Annotated in this window: 18 protein-coding genes and 3 tRNA genes; 12 read left to right on the top strand and 9 right to left on the bottom strand. The window is 58.5% G+C overall.

The genetic code is table 11. The features are described from left to right. Nucleotides 1–410: 410 nt before the first annotated feature. Both EKL15_RS05455 and sodB read left to right on the top strand, forming a co-directional pair. Complete coding sequence (locus EKL15_RS05455; protein ID WP_048233575.1) at nt 411–1,229, top strand: C40 family peptidase; 819 nt, start codon at nt 411–413, stop codon at nt 1,227–1,229. 199 nt (nt 1,230–1,428) lie between these two features. Then, entirely contained in the window at nt 1,429–2,007 is a 579-nt protein-coding gene (gene sodB / locus EKL15_RS05450; protein ID WP_004931333.1) for a superoxide dismutase [Fe], read from the top strand. 61 nt (nt 2,008–2,068) lie between these two features. Here the strand turns inward: sodB and EKL15_RS05445 are convergent, their stop codons facing one another. Continuing rightward, entirely contained in the window at nt 2,069–2,158 is a 90-nt protein-coding gene (locus EKL15_RS05445; protein WP_019455989.1) for a YnhF family membrane protein, read from the bottom strand. Between the two features lie 324 nt (nt 2,159–2,482). Between EKL15_RS05445 and purR the strand changes: the two genes are divergently transcribed. Further along, the gene (gene purR / locus EKL15_RS05440) at nt 2,483–3,508 is read left to right on the top strand and encodes an HTH-type transcriptional repressor PurR (RefSeq protein WP_033638375.1); all 1,026 of its coding nucleotides are present in this window, start codon (nt 2,483–2,485) and stop codon (nt 3,506–3,508) included. Here the strand turns inward: purR and punR are convergent. Continuing rightward, nucleotides 3,505–4,449, bottom strand: a complete 945-nt coding sequence (gene punR / locus EKL15_RS05435; RefSeq protein WP_070914914.1) for a DNA-binding transcriptional activator PunR — start codon at nt 4,447–4,449, stop codon at nt 3,505–3,507. The two genes, purR and punR, sit on opposite strands and share 4 nt — an antisense overlap. A 123-nt stretch (nt 4,450–4,572) precedes the next feature. Between punR and punC the strand changes: the two genes are divergently transcribed. After that, a complete protein-coding gene (gene punC / locus EKL15_RS05430) occupies nt 4,573–5,784 on the top strand; it encodes a purine nucleoside transporter PunC (protein WP_070914913.1) in 1,212 nt (403 codons plus the stop codon). Nucleotides 5,785–6,127: 343 nt separating this feature from the next. Further along, on the top strand, nt 6,128–7,279 hold the full coding sequence (cfa, locus tag EKL15_RS05425) for a cyclopropane fatty acyl phospholipid synthase (RefSeq protein ID WP_038874787.1): 1,152 nt from the start codon (nt 6,128–6,130) through the stop codon (nt 7,277–7,279). Nucleotides 7,280–7,351: 72 nt separating this feature from the next. Here cfa and EKL15_RS05420 read toward each other — a convergent pair whose 3' ends face one another. Both EKL15_RS05420 and EKL15_RS05415 read right to left on the bottom strand, forming a co-directional pair. Then, nucleotides 7,352–7,645 (bottom strand): I78 family peptidase inhibitor, encoded by a 294-nt coding sequence (locus EKL15_RS05420; RefSeq protein ID WP_038874785.1) that lies wholly within the window; start codon nt 7,643–7,645, stop codon nt 7,352–7,354. A gap of 54 nt (nt 7,646–7,699) precedes the next feature. After that, nucleotides 7,700–8,350, bottom strand: coding sequence for a riboflavin synthase (locus EKL15_RS05415; protein ID WP_016927930.1), 651 nt, complete (start codon nt 8,348–8,350; stop codon nt 7,700–7,702). Between the two features lie 237 nt (nt 8,351–8,587). Between EKL15_RS05415 and EKL15_RS05410 the strand changes: the two genes are divergently transcribed. The 7 genes from EKL15_RS05410 to EKL15_RS05380 all read left to right on the top strand — a co-directional run bounded on the left by EKL15_RS05410 (nt 8,588) and on the right by EKL15_RS05380 (nt 13,194). Further along, nucleotides 8,588–9,964, top strand: coding sequence for an MATE family efflux transporter (locus EKL15_RS05410; RefSeq protein ID WP_060419181.1), 1,377 nt, complete (start codon nt 8,588–8,590; stop codon nt 9,962–9,964). A 181-nt stretch (nt 9,965–10,145) separates the two neighbouring features. After that, nucleotides 10,146–10,222 (top strand) — tRNA-Val (locus EKL15_RS05405). Nucleotides 10,223–10,242: 20 nt separating this feature from the next. Beyond that, nucleotides 10,243–10,319: transfer RNA gene (locus EKL15_RS05400), tRNA-Val, on the top strand. A gap of 20 nt (nt 10,320–10,339) precedes the next feature. Beyond that, nucleotides 10,340–10,416, top strand: a tRNA-Val gene (locus EKL15_RS05395). 120 nt (nt 10,417–10,536) lie between these two features. Then, nucleotides 10,537–10,842 carry a cupin domain-containing protein gene (locus EKL15_RS05390; RefSeq protein WP_100396332.1) on the top strand — a complete coding sequence of 102 codons (306 nt, stop codon included), beginning with the start codon at nt 10,537–10,539 and terminating at the stop codon, nt 10,840–10,842. A gap of 394 nt (nt 10,843–11,236) precedes the next feature. Then, a complete protein-coding gene (gene pykF, locus EKL15_RS05385) occupies nt 11,237–12,649 on the top strand; it encodes a pyruvate kinase PykF (protein WP_060419184.1) in 1,413 nt (470 codons plus the stop codon). Nucleotides 12,650–12,957: 308 nt separating this feature from the next. Further along, the gene (locus EKL15_RS05380) at nt 12,958–13,194 is read left to right on the top strand and encodes a major outer membrane lipoprotein (protein WP_004931354.1); all 237 of its coding nucleotides are present in this window, start codon (nt 12,958–12,960) and stop codon (nt 13,192–13,194) included. Between the two features lie 140 nt (nt 13,195–13,334). Here the strand turns inward: EKL15_RS05380 and EKL15_RS05375 are convergent, their stop codons facing one another. From EKL15_RS05375 to sufC, 5 genes are all read right to left on the bottom strand, one after another. Continuing rightward, nucleotides 13,335–14,348: a L,D-transpeptidase family protein gene (locus tag EKL15_RS05375; RefSeq protein WP_100396331.1), complete on the bottom strand. Its 1,014-nt coding sequence runs from the start codon at nt 14,346–14,348 to the stop codon at nt 13,335–13,337. Between the two features lie 297 nt (nt 14,349–14,645). Next, nucleotides 14,646–15,062, bottom strand: a complete 417-nt coding sequence (gene sufE / locus EKL15_RS05370; protein WP_060440061.1) for a cysteine desulfuration protein SufE — start codon at nt 15,060–15,062, stop codon at nt 14,646–14,648. 36 nt (nt 15,063–15,098) lie between these two features. Continuing rightward, nucleotides 15,099–16,325, bottom strand: a complete 1,227-nt coding sequence (gene sufS / locus EKL15_RS05365) for a cysteine desulfurase SufS (RefSeq protein WP_087763495.1) — start codon at nt 16,323–16,325, stop codon at nt 15,099–15,101. Then, nucleotides 16,322–17,608 carry a Fe-S cluster assembly protein SufD gene (sufD, locus tag EKL15_RS05360; RefSeq protein WP_055317084.1) on the bottom strand — a complete coding sequence of 429 codons (1,287 nt, stop codon included), beginning with the start codon at nt 17,606–17,608 and terminating at the stop codon, nt 16,322–16,324. The genes sufS and sufD overlap by 4 nt, the downstream gene beginning before the upstream one ends. Then, nucleotides 17,583–18,329, bottom strand: coding sequence for a Fe-S cluster assembly ATPase SufC (gene sufC / locus EKL15_RS05355; protein ID WP_004931365.1), 747 nt, complete (start codon nt 18,327–18,329; stop codon nt 17,583–17,585). Before sufC ends, sufD begins: the two co-directional genes overlap by 26 nt. Nucleotides 18,330–18,359: the final 30 nt, after the last annotated feature.

The following is an 18,359-nucleotide window of genomic DNA, read 5'->3' as shown; positions in this document are numbered from 1 at the left end:
GCTTCCTCAAGCCACATTTCATGGCTACAACATGCATCACGCGGGCTATTGTAGCGGCTGGAACAGTCGCAAGAAAACGCCATCTTTTGCAAGGATATTCGCCCGCCGCCGATCGCGTTTCACCGGCCACGTCATTCCGGTCAAAACATACGTCGAGAATAACATTTTTAATCCGACCATTTCACTAATATATTGCGTCGCGATGACGGCGAGGATTAATTATATCCCCACCGCCAACTGGCGCTTTTTCATACATCAACAGGCTGATTTTGAACCAAAAAAAATGTCATTAACGTTTTCTCACAATATGGATTATTATTTATGAGTTCTTCGCTGTTTTATATGGCGAAATTCGGGAATACTGTAACTCTTTCGATATCCGTTTCGGGGCCAAGGTTGGTGACGTCGACATGCGTTTAATTCTTACGCTCTTTGCGCTGCTGTTTACGCAGCTCTTCTTCAATTTGGCGCACGCTGCGCCACAGGCGCGTGTCGCCGCCGAGCAGCGTAAAAGCCATGCTAATGAAGCGCGGCCCGATGACCGCAGAAAAAAGAAAGCGGACAAAGCCGCCAAAAAAGCCAAAGTGACGGCCCCCGAGAAAAAAACCAAGACCGCCAAGGCAAAAAGCGAGAAAAGCGCGAAAAAGATCGTCAGCGCCAAACCCAAGGCCAAAGCGCAGAAAACCGCCAAGATTAAAGTCACCCCGCCGAAAAAAGGCTATAAAAAAGGCTATGGTCGCCACCGCGAAGCCGGTATGGCCACCGCCAAACTGGCGCGTGAAGAAAAGCCGTTGAAACTCAGCCCCGCGCACAAAAAACGCTACCAGCACGCCAAGCAGACCGCGATGGCCAAGCTGATGGGACAGATGGGCAAACCTTACCGCTGGGGCGGCAGCTCGCCGCGCACCGGCTTCGATTGCAGCGGCCTTATCTATTACGCCTATAAAGACGTAGTGAAAATCAAGATGCCGCGCACAGCCAACGAGATGTATCACCTGCGCGATGCGGCGCCGATCAAGAAGAGCGAACTGGAAAGCGGCGATCTGGTGTTCTTCCGCATCAACAACCGCGGCGTGGCGGACCATGTCGGCGTCTACCTCGGCAACGGCAAGTTCATCCAGTCGCCGCGCACCGGTGAAGAGATCCGCATCAGTCAGCTCGACAACGACTATTGGCAGAACCACTACATCGGCGCACGCCGCGTAGTGACGCCGAAAACCATTCGTTAATGCCCTGTTCTGCGCGGTTGCGGCCCCGGTCGCAACCGCCTGCTCAAGCTATCGCCCATCGCACTTCCCCACGCGCATTTCTCGCTTTTCCTCCTGTTTTTTATGATGAAAATTGTTAAGATTGAATGACCACAATAAAAAACGGCCCATACGGCTCTCGCCCCGGCGGGAAGCGAATGGCGCTGTAAAGGAGGAAGCAATGTCGTTTGAATTACCTGCATTACCGTATGAGAAAAACGCGCTCGAGCCGCACATCTCCGCCGAGACCCTGGAATACCACTACGGCAAACACCACAACACCTACGTGGTTAACCTGAACAACCTGGTGAAAGGCAGCGAGTTCGAAGGCAAATCGCTCGAAGAGATCATCAAGACCTCTAACGGCGGCGTCTTCAACAACGCCGCGCAGGTGTGGAACCACACCTTCTACTGGCACTGCCTGTCGCCACAGGGCGGCGGTGAACCGCAGGGCGAACTGGCGGCGGCAATCGTCAAATCCTTCGGCTCTTTCGCTGCGTTCAAAGAGCAGTTCACCGATGCCGCAGTGAAAAACTTCGGTGCAGGCTGGACCTGGCTGGTGAAAAAACCGGACGGCGCGCTGGCGATCGTCAACACCTCCAACGCGGCCACCCCGCTGACCGGTGAAGACAAACCACTGCTGACCGTTGACGTGTGGGAACACGCGTATTACATCGATTACCGCAATGCGCGTCCAAAATACCTGGAAAACTTCTGGGCGTTGGTCAACTGGACCTTCGCAGCGGAAAACCTGGCGTAAGCGCAGGTTCTGAGGTGATAAGGCGCAGCCAGGCTGCGCCTTTTTTATAACCGGGGGTAAATCAGTTCAACGCGGCAACGAAGCTGAAAGCGATAATGACCGCCAATGCGCAGACGGTGGTGAACAGCGACATCTTCAATTCGGTATCCATGACAACTCCTTTAAAATGGGCTTTCCTAAGGATAAAAGGCGCACAATTAGTACGTCAAATCATTTTCCCACAGTTCGCCGATAAAATCTTGTTATCATTTCCCGGTTTATAATCTCGATTACCTCTTCCACTTTTGTTCAATATGCGACAAAATTCGCAGTTCACAACTGCGTACCGGCATCCATGCCCCTCCTGATTAAGCGCTGAAGACTTCAACACACTAAAAACTCAGTTTTCGCTTCTCTGGAGAAGGATCTACGTAGGCAAACGATTAACATCACACTTACATGCTGTAAACATGTGAGTTCAGGAGTCATTCCTTACATGGCAACGATTAAAGATGTGGCCAAACGCGCGGGCGTTTCCACCACCACCGTTTCGCACGTCATCAATAAGACTCGTTTCGTCGCCGAAGAGACCAAAGCGGCCGTGTGGGCCGCCATCAAAGAGCTGCACTACTCGCCGAGCGCCGTGGCGCGCAGCCTGAAAGTCAATCACACCAAGTCGATCGGCCTGCTGGCCACCTCGAGCGAAGCGCCCTACTTTGCCGAAGTGATCGAGGCGGTGGAAAACAGCTGCTACAGCAAAGGCTACACCCTGATCCTGTGCAACTCGCACAACAATCTCGACAAGCAGCGCGCCTACCTGGCGATGCTGGCACAAAAGCGCGTCGACGGCCTGCTGGTCATGTGCTCCGAGTACCCCGATCAGCTGCTGGGCATGCTGGAAGACTACCGCAACATCCCGATGGTGGTGATGGACTGGGGCGCCGCGCGCGGCGACTTCACCGACACCATCATCGATAACGCGTTCGAAGGCGGCTATCTGGCCGGCCGTTACCTGATCGAGCGCGGCCACCGCGATATCGGCGCCATTCCGGGCCAACTGTCGCGCAATACCGGCGGCGGCCGTCACCAGGGCTTTATGAAGGCACTGCAGGAAGCGCATATCGACATTCGCGAAGAGTGGATCGTCCAGGGTGACTTCGAGCCGGAGTCCGGCTACAAGGCGATGCACCAAATCCTGTCGCAAAAGCAGCGGCCGACCGCGGTATTCTGCGGCGGCGACATCATGGCGATGGGCGCCATCTGCGCCGCCGACGAGCTGGGGCTGCGGGTGCCGCAGGATATTTCCGTGATCGGCTACGACAACGTGCGTAACGCCCGCTACTTCACCCCGGCGCTGACCACCATTCACCAGCCTAAAGAACGCCTGGGCGAAATGGCCTTCACCATGCTGCTGGATCGCATCATCAGCAAACGCGAAGAGTCGCAGGTGATCGAAGTGCATCCGAAGCTGATTGAACGCCGCTCGGTCGCCGACGGCCCGTTCATCGACTACCGCCGCTAATCCTCCGCGCCGGAAGCCTGCACGGCTTCCGGTTCCGCCTCGCTCAGCCACTCCTGGTTCAGCGTCTCCCCATCGCCCAGATACGCCAGCAGCCAGCTCATCGCCGGTGAGGGTTTATCCTGCTGCCAGGTCAGGCAGCAAGGGCTGGCGGGAAACGGCTGCTGCAGCTGCAACGCCTTCAGCTCACCGCGCTGCACCCGCGGCAGCGCCCGATGTGCCGGCATCATGCCGACGCACAGCCCGGCGCACAAACAGTCGAGCGCCGAAGTCCAGTCCGGCACCACCAGCCGCCGCTGGTTATCCAGCGTCCAGGTGACGCGCTTGGGCAGATTGCGCGAGGTGTCCTCCAGGCAAAGCGAAGGGTACGGCCGCAGCTGATCGTCATTCAGCGGCCCTGTCAGTTGCGCCAGCGGGTGCTGCGGGCTGACCACGCACAGCCAGTTCATATAGCCCATGTCGCGGAAGGCGAAGCCGCCGCCGACCGGCACCGCACGGGTCGCGCCGATCGCCATGTCCGCCCTGCCGTCCACCAAGGCATCCCACACGCCGTTGAACACCTCGGGTTGCAGCATCAGTTCGACGTCGGGGAAATGACGGTAGAAATCCAGCACCAGTTGGCGGCTGCGCTGCGGTTTGACGATGATGTCCACCGCGATATTCAGCTGGCCGCGCCACCCGTTGGCCACCTGCTGACAGTGGCGACGGGTGTCGAGCATTTTTTTGATAACAACTCGCGCATCCTTGATAAACAGCGCGCCGGCCGGCGTCAACTCCACATCGCGGTGACGCCGCTCAAACAGCGGCACCGCCAGCCATTGCTCCAGCTGCCGTACGGTATAGCTCACCGCCGACGGCACCCGGTGCAGCTCCTGCGCCGCCGCGCTGAAACTGCCGGTGCGCGCCACCGCGTCGACCACTTCAAGAGAATATTCAGACCACATCGCTTTGCCTTCAATTTTTTTAACAGCACTTTGCAAATATTACCGTTTCACAAGCAGAGATCCAGCCGGATACACTGGCCGGCGCTAAAAACCTGCGACATTAAAATATTAACGAGAAATACCATGCGAAATTCCTTTGGCTTTATGTTCTACCTCGCCGGCCTGAGCATGCTGGGTTATCTGGCGACCGACATGTACCTGCCCGCCTTCGGTGCCATGCGGGAAGAACTGCAAATTTCCGCCGGCGCGGTGAGCGCCAGCCTGAGCATCTTCCTGGCCGGCTTCGCCTTCGCGCAGCTGCTGTGGGGGCCGCTCTCCGACCGTCTGGGCCGCAAACCGGTATTATTGATCGGCCTGACGCTGTTCGCCTTCGGTTGCCTGGGCATGCTGTGGGTAGAGAACGCCGTGCAGCTCTGGATCCTGCGCTTTATTCAGGCCGTCGGCGTCTGTTCCGCCGCCGCCATCTGGCAAGCGCTGGTGGTCGACCGCTATCGCGAAGGCCAGGCCAATCGCGTATTCGCCACCATCATGCCGCTGGTGGCGCTGTCGCCGGCGCTGGCGCCGCTGCTGGGCGCCTGGCTGTTGAACCACGCCAGCTGGCGTGCAATCTTCGCCGTGCTGCTGGCCATCACCGTACTGCTGCTGCTGCCGACGCTGATGCTCAAAGAGCGCGCCAAAACGCAGCCCACCGCCGAGGCGCCAAAAAACGGCGTCAGCTTCTGGCGACTGTTGAAATCCCCTGTGTTCAGCGGCAACGTCGCCATGTACGCCGCCTGTTCGGCAGGCTTCTTCGCCTGGCTGACCGGCTCGCCGTTCATCCTCGGTGATATGGGCTATGGCCCGAGCGACATCGGTCTGAGCTATGTGCCGCAGACGCTGGCCTTCCTGCTGGGTGGCTACGGCTGCCGCGCCGCGCTCAAGCGCATCAATGGCAAAACCCTGCTGCCGTGGCTGCTGGTAGCTTATGGTGTCAGCATGGTGGCGCTGTATCTGGTGGCGACCCTGACCGCACCGACGCTCACCACGCTGCTGATCCCGTTCTGCGTGATGGCGCTGGTCAACGGCGCCGGCTATCCGATCATGGTGGCGAATGCGCTGATGCCGTTCCCGGAAAGCAGTGGCAAGGCCGCCGCGCTGCAAAATACGCTGCAGCTGGGGCTGTGTTTTGTGGCGAGCATGCTGGTGTCGGCGTTCATTGCCCAGCCGCTGTTGGCGACGGTGACGGTAATGGTATCGACGGTGATCCTGGCCGCGCTGGGGTATTTCCTGCAGCGGGGAAAAGCAGTTGACGCGCAGCAAAAGGCGCAGCGGGAACATGCTAACTCAGCGTCATAATTACCAAGTTTAATAATCACTTAAAGAATATGCGTGCCGAGTGCGATTTACAGTTGAGTCAACGCCTCGGCACGCCTATACTCAAAAACAACCTTGTAAAGTAACACCTTATAATCTCTATATCTCAATTAGCACTTGTGTACGCGCTTTGCGTCACACTCTTTTTTAAGGATGCGTTTATCCCGCGCCGTTCGCGCCGGGTCGTTTCTTTAAATTTCCTCTGTTCATAGTCGGATATCAGACGCCGCGGGCCTATTTTCCGCCGGTAAACGTATGCACCCGCAGAAATTGTCTAAGCTGTTTCCTAACGGGTCATCAGTCAGAAGAAGGTGATGGAGAAGCTATGAGTTCATCGTGTATAGAAGATCTGAGCATCCAGGACAATCAGTGGTACCGTATCGCGCACGAAATGCTCGGTCTGGCCGGCATTGAAATCAACGGATCGCGCCCTTTCGATATTCAGGTTAAAAACCCCGATTTCTTTAAACGCGTCCTGCAGCAAGGGTCGCTGGGCCTGGGCGAAAGCTACATGGACGGTTGGTGGGAGTGCGAACGGCTGGATATGTTCTTCCAGCGCGTGGTCAGCGCCGGGCTGGAGAAGAAACTCCCCCACCACCTGAAAGATACCCTGCGTATCGCCGCCGCGCGCCTGACCAACCTGCAATCGAAAAAGCGCGCCTGGATCGTCGGCAAAGAACATTACGATCTCGGCAACGATCTGTTTACCCTGATGCTCGATCCTTACATGCAATATTCCTGCGGCTACTGGAAAGACGCCACCACGCTGGAGGAAGCGCAGGAAGCGAAGCTGCGGATGATCTGCGAAAAACTGCAGCTGCAGCCAGGTATGCGCCTGCTGGACATCGGCTGCGGCTGGGGCGGTCTTTCCGCCTATGCGGCGAAGCATTACGGCGTGTCAGTGGTCGGCGTAACCATTTCTGCCGAACAGCAGAAGCTGGCTCAGGCGCGCTGCGCCGGGCTGGATGTGCAGATCCTGCTGCAGGATTACCGCGATCTGCATCAGCAGTTCGATCGCATTGTCTCGGTCGGCATGTTCGAGCACGTCGGGCCGAAAAACTACCGCACCTATTTCAACGTGGTAGAACGCAATCTGGCGCCGCACGGCCTGTTCCTGCTGCACACCATCGGCTCCAACAAGACCGATATGAACGTCGATCCGTGGATCAACAAGTACATTTTCCCGAACGGCTGCCTGCCTTCAGTGAGCCATATTGCCGAAGCCAGCGAGGGCCATTTCGTGATGGAAGACTGGCACAACATCGGCGCCGACTACGACCGCACGCTGATGGCCTGGTTCGAGCGCTTCAAACAGGCGTGGCCGCAGCTTGCCCCGCGCTATTCCGAACGCTTCGAGCGGATGTTCAGCTACTACCTGAACGCCTGCGCCGGCGCGTTCCGGGCGCGCGATCTGCAGCTGTGGCAGGTGGTGTTCAGCCCGAAAGGCGTTGAAGGCGGCATTCGCGTCGCGCGCTGAACGTTTCCCCAATAAAAAAGCCCCGGTAACATCATCGCCGGGGCTTTTTTTTGCTCTTTCGGATGCTGCGGGTTAACCGCAATAAACGCGAATGATTTTATCGTTGCTATCGCCAAGGAAGTTCAGGCGGCGCAGGTTGAAATCCATGGTAACGGCAGAGTTGTACGGAATGGCGCGCACCTTGGCGTCGATCCGCACGCCTTCCAGCGAGGTCATCGGCTTACCGACGAAGTTTTGATACTGCGAAGCGCCGCAGGTATCGTCCGCATCGGCCATTTGCGCGCCGGCGCCCTGCTCAGGTGAGCTGCTGCAGGCGCTCAGCGCCAGCAACGCGGTTAACAACAACGTTTTCCCATAAAACTTCACGCGTTTCTCCTCTCTGCTTATGATTCGATACCGGCGGCAACGCCAGAATCGCTGTCAGTCTTTGTGCGCCGGCGCCATCGCCGCCGCCAGCGTCGCTTCCCGGTTGGCCAGCACGCGCTCGACGGTATCCACCACCGCCTGCGTTTGCGGATCGATTTCGATGTTCACCTTATCGCCCAGGCGTTTCTTACCCAGCGTGGTGCGATCCAGCGTTTCCGGGATCAGGTGCACGCAGAAACGGTTATTCACCACTTCGCCGATGGTCAGGCTAATGCCGTCGATGCCGATGAAACCTTTGTGCAGCACATATTTCATCAATTCCGCATTCGGCATGCGCAGCCATACCTGGCGATTATTTTCCGAGGTATAAATCTTGGCCACTTCCGCCGTGCAGATAATATGGCCGGACATCAAATGGCCGCCAATTTCGTCATTGAACTTTGCCGCGCGCTCGATATTGACGATGTCGCCGAGCGCCAGATCGCCGAGGTTGGTCAGGCGCAGCGTTTCCTTGATCAAATCGAAGCTGACGCGGTTGCCTTCCACCGCGGTCACGGTCAGGCAGCAGCCGTTATGGGCCACCGACGCGCCCAGCTCCAGCCCCGGCAACAGCTCGGCAGGCATCTCGATCACGTGGGTGCGGAAATTGGGTTTCTCATCAATGGCGACCAGCGGCGCGGTGCCTTGTACGATACCGGTGAACATATGTGCCTCTTCTTACTAATAGGTTAAAACGCTCCCGGCAGTTTGCCCCAGTTGGCGCTGAAAACCAAATCCGCGTAGGCAAAAAACGCGGGCCTGCGCATTTAATAACTATTTATCTGCGGCGTTTGCTTAACGACGCCGAGCAGGTACAATATTTTTGACAAAATTCCGCTATTTTAATTGTTGTCCTCTCGCGGCAGCCCTCCCTCCCACATATATAAATAGAAAGGTGTATGCGTGCAGAAGTACTTAATTGAAGCGCGTAGTTTATTGGCTCTCGCTATCCCGGTCATCATCGCGCAAATATCGCAAACCGCCATGGGCGTGGTGGATACCATCATGGCCGGCGCCTACAGCGCCACCGACATGGCGGCGGTTGCGGTCGGCACTTCAATCTGGCTGCCGGCCATCCTGTTCGGCCACGGCCTGCTGCTGGCGCTGACCCCGGTTATCGCCCAGCTTAACGGCGCCGGGCGGCGCGATCGCATCGCTCACCAGGTGCGCCAGGGTTTTTGGCTGGCTTCCGGCGTGTCCGTGCTGCTGATCGTGGTGCTGTATAACTGCAAGTTCGTCATCGACATGATGCACAACATCGACCCGCAGCTGGCGGATAAAGCCGTCGGTTATCTGCACGCCATCATGTGGGGAGCGCCGGGTTACCTGTTCTTCCAGGTGATGCGCAATCAGTGCGAAGGCCTGTCCAAAACCAAGCCCGGCATGGTGATCGGCTTCCTCGGCCTGCTGGTGAATATCCCGATCAACTACATCTTCATCTACGGCAAGTTCGGCATGCCGGAGCTGGGTGGCGTCGGCTGTGGCGTCGCCACCGGCAGCGTCTACTGGATCATGTTCCTGATGATGCGCTGGTACGTGAAGCGCGCGCCCTCGCAGCGCGACATCAAACGCCAGGCAGGCGATCTCGGCGGCCCAGACTGGGCGGCGCTGAAGCGCTTGATCGGCATCGGCATGCCGGTGGCGCTGGCGCTGTTCTTCGAAGTCACGCTGTTCGCCGTGGTGGCGCTGCTGGTTTCGCCGCTGGGGATCGTTGCGGTCGCCGGCCACCAGATCGCGCTTAACTTCAGCGCGCTGATGTTCGTGCTGCCGCTGTCGCTGGGCGTCGGCGCCACCATCCGCGTCGGTTACCGTCTGGGGGAAGGTTCGGTTGAAGGCGCCCGTGTCGCCGCCTACTCCGCCATCGGCGTCGGCATCACCATGGCCGTCTGCACCGCGCTGTTTACCGCCACCTTCCGCGAACCGATCGCCCTGCTGTACAACGACAGCCCGGCGGTGGTGGCGATGGCGTCGCAACTGATGCTGCTGGCGGCGCTGTACCAAATCTCGGATTCTGTCCAGGTGATCGGCAGCGGCGTGCTGCGTGGTTATAAAGACACCCGCGCGATCTTCTTTATCACCTTCATCGCTTATTGGGTGTTGGGCCTGCCGAGCGGCTATCTGCTGGCGTTAACCGATGTGGTGGTGCCGGCAATGGGGCCAAGCGGTTTCTGGATCGGCTTTATCATCGGCCTGACCTTCGCCGCCATCATGATGGCGCTACGCATGCGCTGGCTGCAGAAACAGCCGACCGCCGTCATCCTGCAGCGATCCACGCGCTGAGCCCGCGCCCGGCCGGTTTCATCCCCGGCCGGGCTGCGGTTTGCGGAAAAAAACGCCGGACTGCGCACAACCTCAGCAATCGCGTGAAATACCGAATAAAATTGCGCTTTTCCCCTTGCCAGCACGCGGGTAGCTCGTTAATATTCGTCCCCGCTGTCAGCCATGACAGACAGGAAAAGATGCGTCCGTAGCTCAGTTGGTTAGAGCACCACCTTGACATGGTGGGGGTCGGTGGTTCGAGTCCACTCGGACGCACCAAATTCCTGAAGCCGTACAGTGCGTCCGTAGCTCAGTTGGTTAGAGCACCACCTTGACATGGTGGGGGTCGGTGGTTCGAGTCCACTCGGACGCACCAAATTTCAGAAGCAGTGCAGTGCGTCCGTAGCTCAGTTGGTTAGAGCACCACCTTGACATGGTGGGGGTCGGTGGTTCGAGTCCACTCGGACGCACCATATTGCTGATTCATCTCTCCCCCTATCGCGTTATACTTCCCGTTGTTTCGTCTCTGCCCGACCGCCTGACTTTTATGTCGATCGCGCCGTGCTACCGCCATCAGCCACCAGGAACGCCACATGACCACCTTTACCGCCAAAACCGCCTTTTTATCGCTCGACAATGGCCTTGCTCGCCGTGAAGGCGTGATGAGCGACGGTTCGCCGGCGGCAGAAGTGCGTTTCGAGGCCGGCGCCTTCGGCCAGCTGCAAAAGCCCCCGCACGCGCGGCAAACCCGGGTGATCTCCGGTGAATTCGAGTTTACCCTCGGCGGCGACACCCAGGTGGTACGGGCCGGCGAGAGCCTGATATTGCCGGCCAACGTCGCCAGCGGCTGCTTCTGCCTGAGCGCCGGCGTGCTGCTGGAAATTCCCCAAACGCGTTAAACCTGTATTTACAGCATGGTTATTTGCGCAACAAGCGGCCCGCAACGCGTTGCATTTGCGCCACATTTGCCCCCGTTTTGACATATCCGCCGCGCCGCCGCGGTTTTTTATTTTGTTTCCCACCGCTTAGCCTTTATAATGCGCAACGTCTATCAGTTGAATGGTTTCAGCCCTTGATCTGCGAAAACGCTATAACAACACGATCTGATCTTACCCCGTTGCGCAGCATCCCCGCGCCCCCGCGCGGGCTGAATTTTTCCGCCCCGCTTCAACTGTCGTCACCTATCCTTAACTATGTTTTTCACCACCAGGCACGGCCCAAATTCCCTACCGGCGTAAACCGCGCCGGTCAAATTCGTTTTTTTATCCATCACAACTTGTAGAAAACTCCGCCATGAAAAAGACCAAAATTGTTTGTACCATCGGTCCAAAAACCGAATCGGAAGAAATGCTGACCAACCTGCTCAATGCGGGCATGAACGTGATGCGTCTCAACTTCTCTCACGGCGACTATGAAGAGCACGGCAACCGCATCAAGAACATGCGCGCCGTGATGGCGAAAACCGGTATCAATGCCGGCATCCTGCTGGATACCAAAGGCCCGGAAATTCGCACCATGAAACTGGAAGGCGGTAAAGACGCCTCGCTGGTCGCCGGCCAAACCTTCACTTTCACCACCGACCAGAGCGTGATCGGCAACAGCGATCGCGTAGCGGTCACCTACGCCGGCTTCGCCGCCGACCTGAAGATCGGCAACACCGTGCTGGTAGACGACGGCCTGATCGGCATGGAAGTCACCAACGTGACCGAAAACGAAGTCATTTGTAAGGTGCTGAACAACGGCGATCTCGGCGAGAACAAGGGCGTCAACCTGCCGGGCGTTTCCATCCAGCTGCCTGCGCTGGCCGAAAAAGACAAACGCGACCTGATCTTCGGCTGCGAACAAGGCGTCGACTTCGTGGCGGCATCCTTCATCCGCAAGCGCTCCGACGTGCTGGAGATCCGCGAACACCTGAAAGCCCACGGCGGCGAGCAGATCCAGATCATCTCCAAGATCGAAAACCAGGAAGGCCTGAACAACTTCGACGAGATCCTCGAAGCGTCCGACGGCATCATGGTTGCCCGTGGCGACTTGGGCGTCGAGATCCCGGTCGAAGAAGTGATCTTCGCCCAGAAGATGATGATCGAGAAATGCAACCGCGCGCGTAAAGTGGTGATCACCGCCACCCAGATGCTCGACTCCATGATCAAGAACCCGCGCCCTACCCGCGCGGAAGCCGGCGACGTTGCCAACGCCATCCTGGACGGTACCGATGCCGTCATGCTGTCCGGCGAGAGCGCCAAGGGCAAATACCCGCTGGAAGCGGTCAACATCATGGCCACCATCTGCGAGCGTACCGATCGCGTGATGCCTAGCCGCATCGATACCCTGAACGACCGTCGCAAGCTGCGCATCACCGAAGCGGTGTGCCGCGGTGCGGTAGAAACCGCCGAGAAACTGGACGCGCCGCTGATCGTCGTCGCCACCAGCGGCGGCAAGTCAGCAAAATCCGTGCGTAAATACTTCCCGAACGCGGTGATCCTGGCGCTGACCACCAATGAAACCACCGCGCATCAGCTGGTGCTGAGCAAGGGCGTTATCCCGCAGATGGTCAAGGAAATCGCCTCTACCGACGACTTCTACCGCATCGGTAAAGAAGCCGCGCTGGCCAGCGGCCTGGCGCAGAAAGGCGACGTTGTGGTGATGGTTTCCGGCGCGCTGGTGCCGAGCGGCACTACCAACACCGCCTCGGTACACGTGCTGTAATATAAAACGTGACATAATTACCTTGATCAAAACGCCGCTTTGCGGCGTTTTTTTTATCGGCAGTAAACTATTTTTCTCAAAACGCAACCGCGATCCGCTCATTATTTAGCTAATAACAAATCGGAGTAGTCCCATGGAAGCCGGCTGTTTTCCCTCGTTTTTTTAACTAATTTGTAAAACCAGATGCAAGTTTGAGCGAACGATCAAAATAAAGCACCTCAACACTAAAAAATTATTCTCTTTCGAAAAAAGTTTGTGTAATACTTGTAACGCTACATGGAGATTAACTCAATCTAGAGGGTGTTATAATGAATCGTACTAAACTGGTACTGGGCGCGGTAATCCTGGGTTCCACTCTGCTGGCTGGCTGCTCTAGCAACGCTAAAATCGATCAACTGTCTTCTGACGTTCAGACTCTGAACGCTAAAGTTGATCAGCTGAGCAACGACGTGAACGCAATGCGTTCTGACGTTCAAGCGGCTAAAGACGACGCAGCACGCGCTAACCAGCGTCTGGACAACCAAGCTCACGCTTACAAAAAGTAAGTTAGCTTTGGTTATTGAAAACGGCGCACATTGTGCGCCGTTTTTTTTGCCTGCTCATCGGCCCGGGGGTTCTCCTTCGGCAGGCAAAAAAAAGAGGCTCAGCACGCTGAACCCCTCTTCGACCGCTCAGTCCTGCAAACTTAGTTCACTGAACTGATTGGCGCTGCCTTGAATGGGCTCTTATTCGCCGCAGGCGCCGCTACAGGCGTTAAACTCACCTCAGACGGGTTCTCCCCCACGTTGACCAGCACCGGCATGCCAGAACGGCGTACAACCGCGCTATCGAACACGGCGCGATCGGTTTGCTCATCTGCAGCGAAGGCTTTCTCCGCTTTAGACAACGCAATCGGCATGGTCTGCGGATCGTCGCTTTCTACCCGCGACAGCGGCTGGTGCACTTCCACATAGCGTTTGCCGTCCGGCTCAACCGAAATCTTCACCGGATCGTTGATCACCTGCACCCGCGTACCGCGTGGCACCTGGTTGAACAGCGCTTCGATGTCCGTCGGACGCAGACGAATACAGCCGGAGCTGACGCGCATGCCGATCCCGAAGTTGGCATTGGTGCCGTGGATCAGGTATTCACCGCGCCCCATCGCCAGACGCAGGGCGAACAGCCCCATCGGGTTCTCAGGGCCGGCCGGCACCACCGCAGGCAGCGTCACGCCCTGGGACTGATAGCGTTTGCGGATGTTGGCGGTAGGTGTCCAGGTCGGGTTGGGGATCTTCTGGCTCACGGAGGTCACTTCCAGCGGCGTGTGCATCCCGGTCTGGCCGATACCGATCGGATAGACGATCACTTTGTTCTCGCCTTTCGGATAGTAGTAAAGGCGCAGCTCGGCCAGGTTGACGATGATCCCTTCACGCTTGGTATCAGGCAGCAGCATTTGGGTCGGAATGGTCAGCACCGTACCCGGCTTAGGCAGGAACGGGTCGGTGCCGGGGTTGGCTTCCAGCATGCCCAGCAGGCCAATCTTGTAGTCGGCGGCGATCGCCTCCAGCGGACGGCCGTCGTTTGGCACGGTATAAGTGGTGTTTTCACCGATCAGACGGCTGTCCGGCGGCGGCAGCGGGTACTCGGTCGCACTGGCGGCCTGCGTGCCGGCCAATACGGTGGCGAAGACCATGCCCATTAAACTCAACGCACGTTTCATTATCATCCCTATATTTTTTATGACGGTTCGTCCCCAAGGCTAACGAGCGCCCGGCGGCGGGTAAATCAGACAATACCTGATTAATACTAGCAATGCTGGCATCAAAGGCAATAAGTTCTCTAAAAATCAACACGTTATAACGTAATCACCGCCGTTGATTGTCAACGAAACGTCAACGGATAAGCTGCTGAAATATCACTGAATTGGGGATGTTATCTGGGGGGAAAGCGTGGATTGTAAAGGCTCATTGACAAAACGAATGTATCAATGAGCCCTCAAGAACGGGGGCGTTCAGGCTCAGGCCAGCTGCGTGGCTTTACTGCGAATGGCGCGGATCATCGCCTCCAGCCCCTGTGAACGCGAAGGCGTCAGGTGTTGGCTGAGCGCCAGCTCGGCGAAAAACGGCCGCACGTCGAGCTCGACAATCTGCTGCGGCGTCAATTGGCGATACAGAATAAACACCACCGCCAGCAGGCCTTTGACGATCGCCGCGTCGCTGTCGCCGTGAAACTCGACCTGCCCCTGCTCATCGAGGCGCATCACAATCCACACCTGGCTCTGACAACCGGAGATCAGGTTGCCGGCCTGCCGCTCGGCCTCGTCCAGCGGCGGCAATTTGGCACCGAGTTCAATCACGTACAGGTATTTCTCCTCCCAGTTCAAACAGCGGGAGAAATTTCGCACCAATTTATCTTTGTCCGGCAAATTCGCCATGGGGATCCTTTTGTACCGCCGGGGACGCGCCCCGGCCTAGCCTAATAGCTGATGAATGCGTTGCAGCCCGGCCACCAGCCGGTCCACCTCTTCGCGGGTATTATATAACGCCAGCGAAGCGCGGCACATGCTCGGCACCTGATAAAACGCCATCAGCGGCATGGCGCAGTGATGGCCGGTGCGAATGGCGATGCCGTACTGATCGAGGAAGCTGCCGACGTCATAGGCATGGTGTTCCCCCAGATTGAAGGCGATCACCCCAGCGCGATGGGCCGGGCCATAGACTTTCAGCGTCGGCACCTGGCTGAGCGCCTTCAGCGCGTAGTGCATCAGCGACTGTTCATAATCGTGGATCGCATTCAGGCCCAGGGCTTCGACGTAATCGAACGCCGCCCCCAGCCCCATGATGCCGGCGGTGTTCGGCGAACCGGCCTCGAAGCGCCACGGCGGATCGGCGAAGGTGGTGCCCGCCGTCAGGCTGACCTGGCGGATCATCGAGCCGCCCCCTTCCCACGGCGGCATCTGCTGCAGCAGCGCCTGGCGGCCATACAGCATGCCGATGCCGGAAGGACCGTACAGCTTGTGGCCGGAAAACACATAAAAATCGCAGTCCAGCGCCTGGACATCGACGCGCTGGTGCATCACCGCCTGCGCGCCGTCCACCAGCACCGTCAAATTCGGTGCCAGGGCTCTGGCGCGGGCGATAATGTCGCGCACCGGGTTGACGGTGCCCAGCACGTTGGAGACCTCGGTCAGCGCCAGCAGTTTACAGGACGCATCGACCAGTTCCGGCAGTCGCGCCAGATCCAGCGTACCGTCCGGCTGTAGCGGCCACACCCGCAGCTGCAGCCCGCGCTCCTCCGCCAGCATCTGCCACGGCACGATGTTGGCGTGGTGCTCCATCTCGGTGATGAGAATCGCATCGCCCGGCTGCAGCAGGTGGCGGCCAAAGCTGTTGGCCACCAGATTGATGCCTTCGGTGGTGCCCTTGACGAACACCATCTCTTCCGCCGAGGCGGCGTTGATAAAGCGCGCCGCCTGCTCCCGCACCGCTTCCATCTGCTGAGTCGCCTCGGCACTCAGGGTGTGGATGCCGCGATGCACCGCCGCATAACCGTGGCGGTAGAACTCCAGCTCGCGGTCGATCACCGCCTGCGGTTTCTGCGCGCTGGCGGCGCTGTCGAGATAGGCCAGCGGTTGGCCGTTCACCTCACGCGCCAGCAGCGGAAAATCTCCGCGCACGCGTTCAATCGGATAACTCATGCAGCCTCCCCCGGCAGGCGCTGGGCGATGCGCGCCAGCACCCGTTCCCGGATGGTGTCGTTGGCGATGCCTTCGGTCAGCTCGGCGGCGAAGGCAAAGATAATCATCTGCTGCGCCGCATGTTTGTCGATGCCGCGCGACTGCAGATAGAACAGCTGCTCTTCATCGATACGCCCCACGGTGGCGCCGTGGCTGCATTTGACGTCGTCGGCGTAAATCTCCAGCTGCGGCTTGGTATCCACTTCCGCCACCTTACCCAACAGCAGGTTATGGTTGGTCATCTGGCCGTCGGTTTTGATCGCGTGCTTGGCCACTTTGATCATGCCGTTGAACACCGCCTTGCCGCGATCGCTGACCACGGTTTTATGCAGCTGGCGGCTTTCGCAATAGCCTTTGTTGTGCTCCAGATAGGTGCGGGTATCGCAGATCTCTTTGCCCACCGGCAGCACCAGGCTGTTGATCACCAGGTTTGCGCCTTCGCCGTTCAGCTGTGCGCTGGTGTTGTGCCGCGTCAGGCCGGCACCCAACAGGAAGCTGTCGCTTTTCACCCGCGCGTCGCGGCCGATAACCAGATCGTTATGGGCAAAGTGGTAGCTCGGCTGGCTCTCAAACGCCAGCTTGCAGTGCAACAGCCCGGCGTTGTCCGCCACGTTGGCGGTCAGGCGCGCGCCGGTGAAGTGCGCGGCCTCGCCCAGGCTGACATAGTGTTCAATCACTTCCGCCTCGGCGCCGCGCCCGATCTCCAGATGGTGACGATGATGCACGGTGTTCACTTCCCCGGTGGCGCCGCGTCCGCTGCTGATGTGCAGCAGGTACAGCGGGCGGGCCGGGGCCTTGCCGGCCGGCAAACGAATCAGGCTGGTTTCCTGCGCCAGGCTTTCGGTCAGGTGCAGGAAAATCTCCGGCTGGATCGGCTCCGGCAGCGCCTGCGGCGTGCCGTAGGCGGTCAACTCGAACTGGTAGTCGCCCAGATCGCCATCGCTGAGCGCGGCGCTATAGCGGCCGTCGATAAACACCAGCCGACAGGCATCGATGCCGAGCGCCAGCGCCTCAAGCTGCTCTGCGCTCACCGGCGCGGGCTGCGGATCGAGGAACTGCTGCTCCAGCAGGCTCTCCAGCGGCGTGTATTTCCAGTTTTCATGCTTGCGCGTCGGCCAGCCGAGGCGCAGCGCCTGCTGCCAGTGCGCCAGCGCATGCGGCGAACGCTCGCCGCCGCGGCCTTCGAACAGGCGATACAGCTGCTGCAGCGCGTTTGAATTACTGTTGGTCGGTAAGCCAGCCATAGCCCTGCTCCTCCAACTGTTTCACCAGCGAGAAATCGCCGGATTTAACGATGCGCCCCTGGGACAGCACGTGTACGTAATCCGGTTTGATGTAGTCCAGAATGCGCTGATAGTGGGTCACGATGATAAAGGCGCGCTTGCCGTCCCGCAGCGAGTTGACGCCGTTGGCGACGATCTTCAGCGCGTCGATGTCCAGGCCCGAGTCGGTTTCATCGAGAATGCACAGATCCGGCTCCAGCGCCGCCATCTGCAGAATATCGTTGCGTTTTTTCTCACCGCCGGAGAAGCCGACGTTGACCGAACGGGTCAGCAGATCGGCCGGCATATCCAGCAGCGCGATTTTCTCTTCGATAAAATCGGCGAAGTCAAAGCGATCAAGCGGCTCCTGCTCGCGGTATTTGCGCACCGCGTTGACCGACGTCTGCAGGAAGAAGTGGTTGCTGACGCCAGGGATCTCCACCGGGTACTGGAAGGCCAGGAACACGCCTTCGCCGGCGCGATCTTCCGGATCCAGCTCCAGCAGATCCTTGCCCTTGAAGGTGACTTCCCCTTCGGTCACTTCGTACTCTTCACGCCCGGCCAGCGTGGCGGACAGCGTGCTCTTGCCCGAGCCGTTCGGCCCCATGATGGCGTGCACTTCGCCCGGTTTGATCTCCAGATCCAATCCCTTGAGGATCTCGTTGCCTTCCACGCTGACTTTCAAATTCTTGATGCTTAACATGCTGTGTCCTCAGATAGCGCCGACGGCGCT

This window comes from Serratia sp. 4542, from assembly GCF_016805595.1.
Lineage (GTDB): Bacteria > Pseudomonadota > Gammaproteobacteria > Enterobacterales > Enterobacteriaceae > Serratia > Serratia nevei.
The sequence above is the reverse complement of the archived record's forward strand: the minus strand, read 5'-3'. Positions and strand labels throughout refer to the sequence as shown.

Coding starts and splice junctions, on each gene's coding strand:
- EKL15_RS05380 (WP_004931354.1), top strand. CDS start 12,958: ATGAATCGTACTAAACTGGTACTGGGCGCGGTAATCCTGGGTTCCACT.
- punR (WP_070914914.1), bottom strand. CDS start 4,449: ATGTGGTCTGAATATTCTCTTGAAGTGGTCGACGCGGTGGCGCGCACC.
- pykF (WP_060419184.1), top strand. CDS start 11,237: ATGAAAAAGACCAAAATTGTTTGTACCATCGGTCCAAAAACCGAATCG.
- sufC (WP_004931365.1), bottom strand. CDS start 18,329: ATGTTAAGCATCAAGAATTTGAAAGTCAGCGTGGAAGGCAACGAGATC.
- EKL15_RS05445 (WP_019455989.1), bottom strand. CDS start 2,158: ATGGATACCGAATTGAAGATGTCGCTGTTCACCACCGTCTGCGCATTG.
- EKL15_RS05375 (WP_100396331.1), bottom strand. CDS start 14,348: ATGAAACGTGCGTTGAGTTTAATGGGCATGGTCTTCGCCACCGTATTG.
- sufD (WP_055317084.1), bottom strand. CDS start 17,608: ATGGCTGGCTTACCGACCAACAGTAATTCAAACGCGCTGCAGCAGCTG.
- cfa (WP_038874787.1), top strand. CDS start 6,128: ATGAGTTCATCGTGTATAGAAGATCTGAGCATCCAGGACAATCAGTGG.
- sufS (WP_087763495.1), bottom strand. CDS start 16,325: ATGAGTTATCCGATTGAACGCGTGCGCGGAGATTTTCCGCTGCTGGCG.
- purR (WP_033638375.1), top strand. CDS start 2,483: ATGGCAACGATTAAAGATGTGGCCAAACGCGCGGGCGTTTCCACCACC.
- EKL15_RS05390 (WP_100396332.1), top strand. CDS start 10,537: ATGACCACCTTTACCGCCAAAACCGCCTTTTTATCGCTCGACAATGGC.
- sufE (WP_060440061.1), bottom strand. CDS start 15,062: ATGGCGAATTTGCCGGACAAAGATAAATTGGTGCGAAATTTCTCCCGC.
- punC (WP_070914913.1), top strand. CDS start 4,573: ATGCGAAATTCCTTTGGCTTTATGTTCTACCTCGCCGGCCTGAGCATG.
- sodB (WP_004931333.1), top strand. CDS start 1,429: ATGTCGTTTGAATTACCTGCATTACCGTATGAGAAAAACGCGCTCGAG.
- EKL15_RS05455 (WP_048233575.1), top strand. CDS start 411: ATGCGTTTAATTCTTACGCTCTTTGCGCTGCTGTTTACGCAGCTCTTC.
- EKL15_RS05415 (WP_016927930.1), bottom strand. CDS start 8,350: ATGTTCACCGGTATCGTACAAGGCACCGCGCCGCTGGTCGCCATTGAT.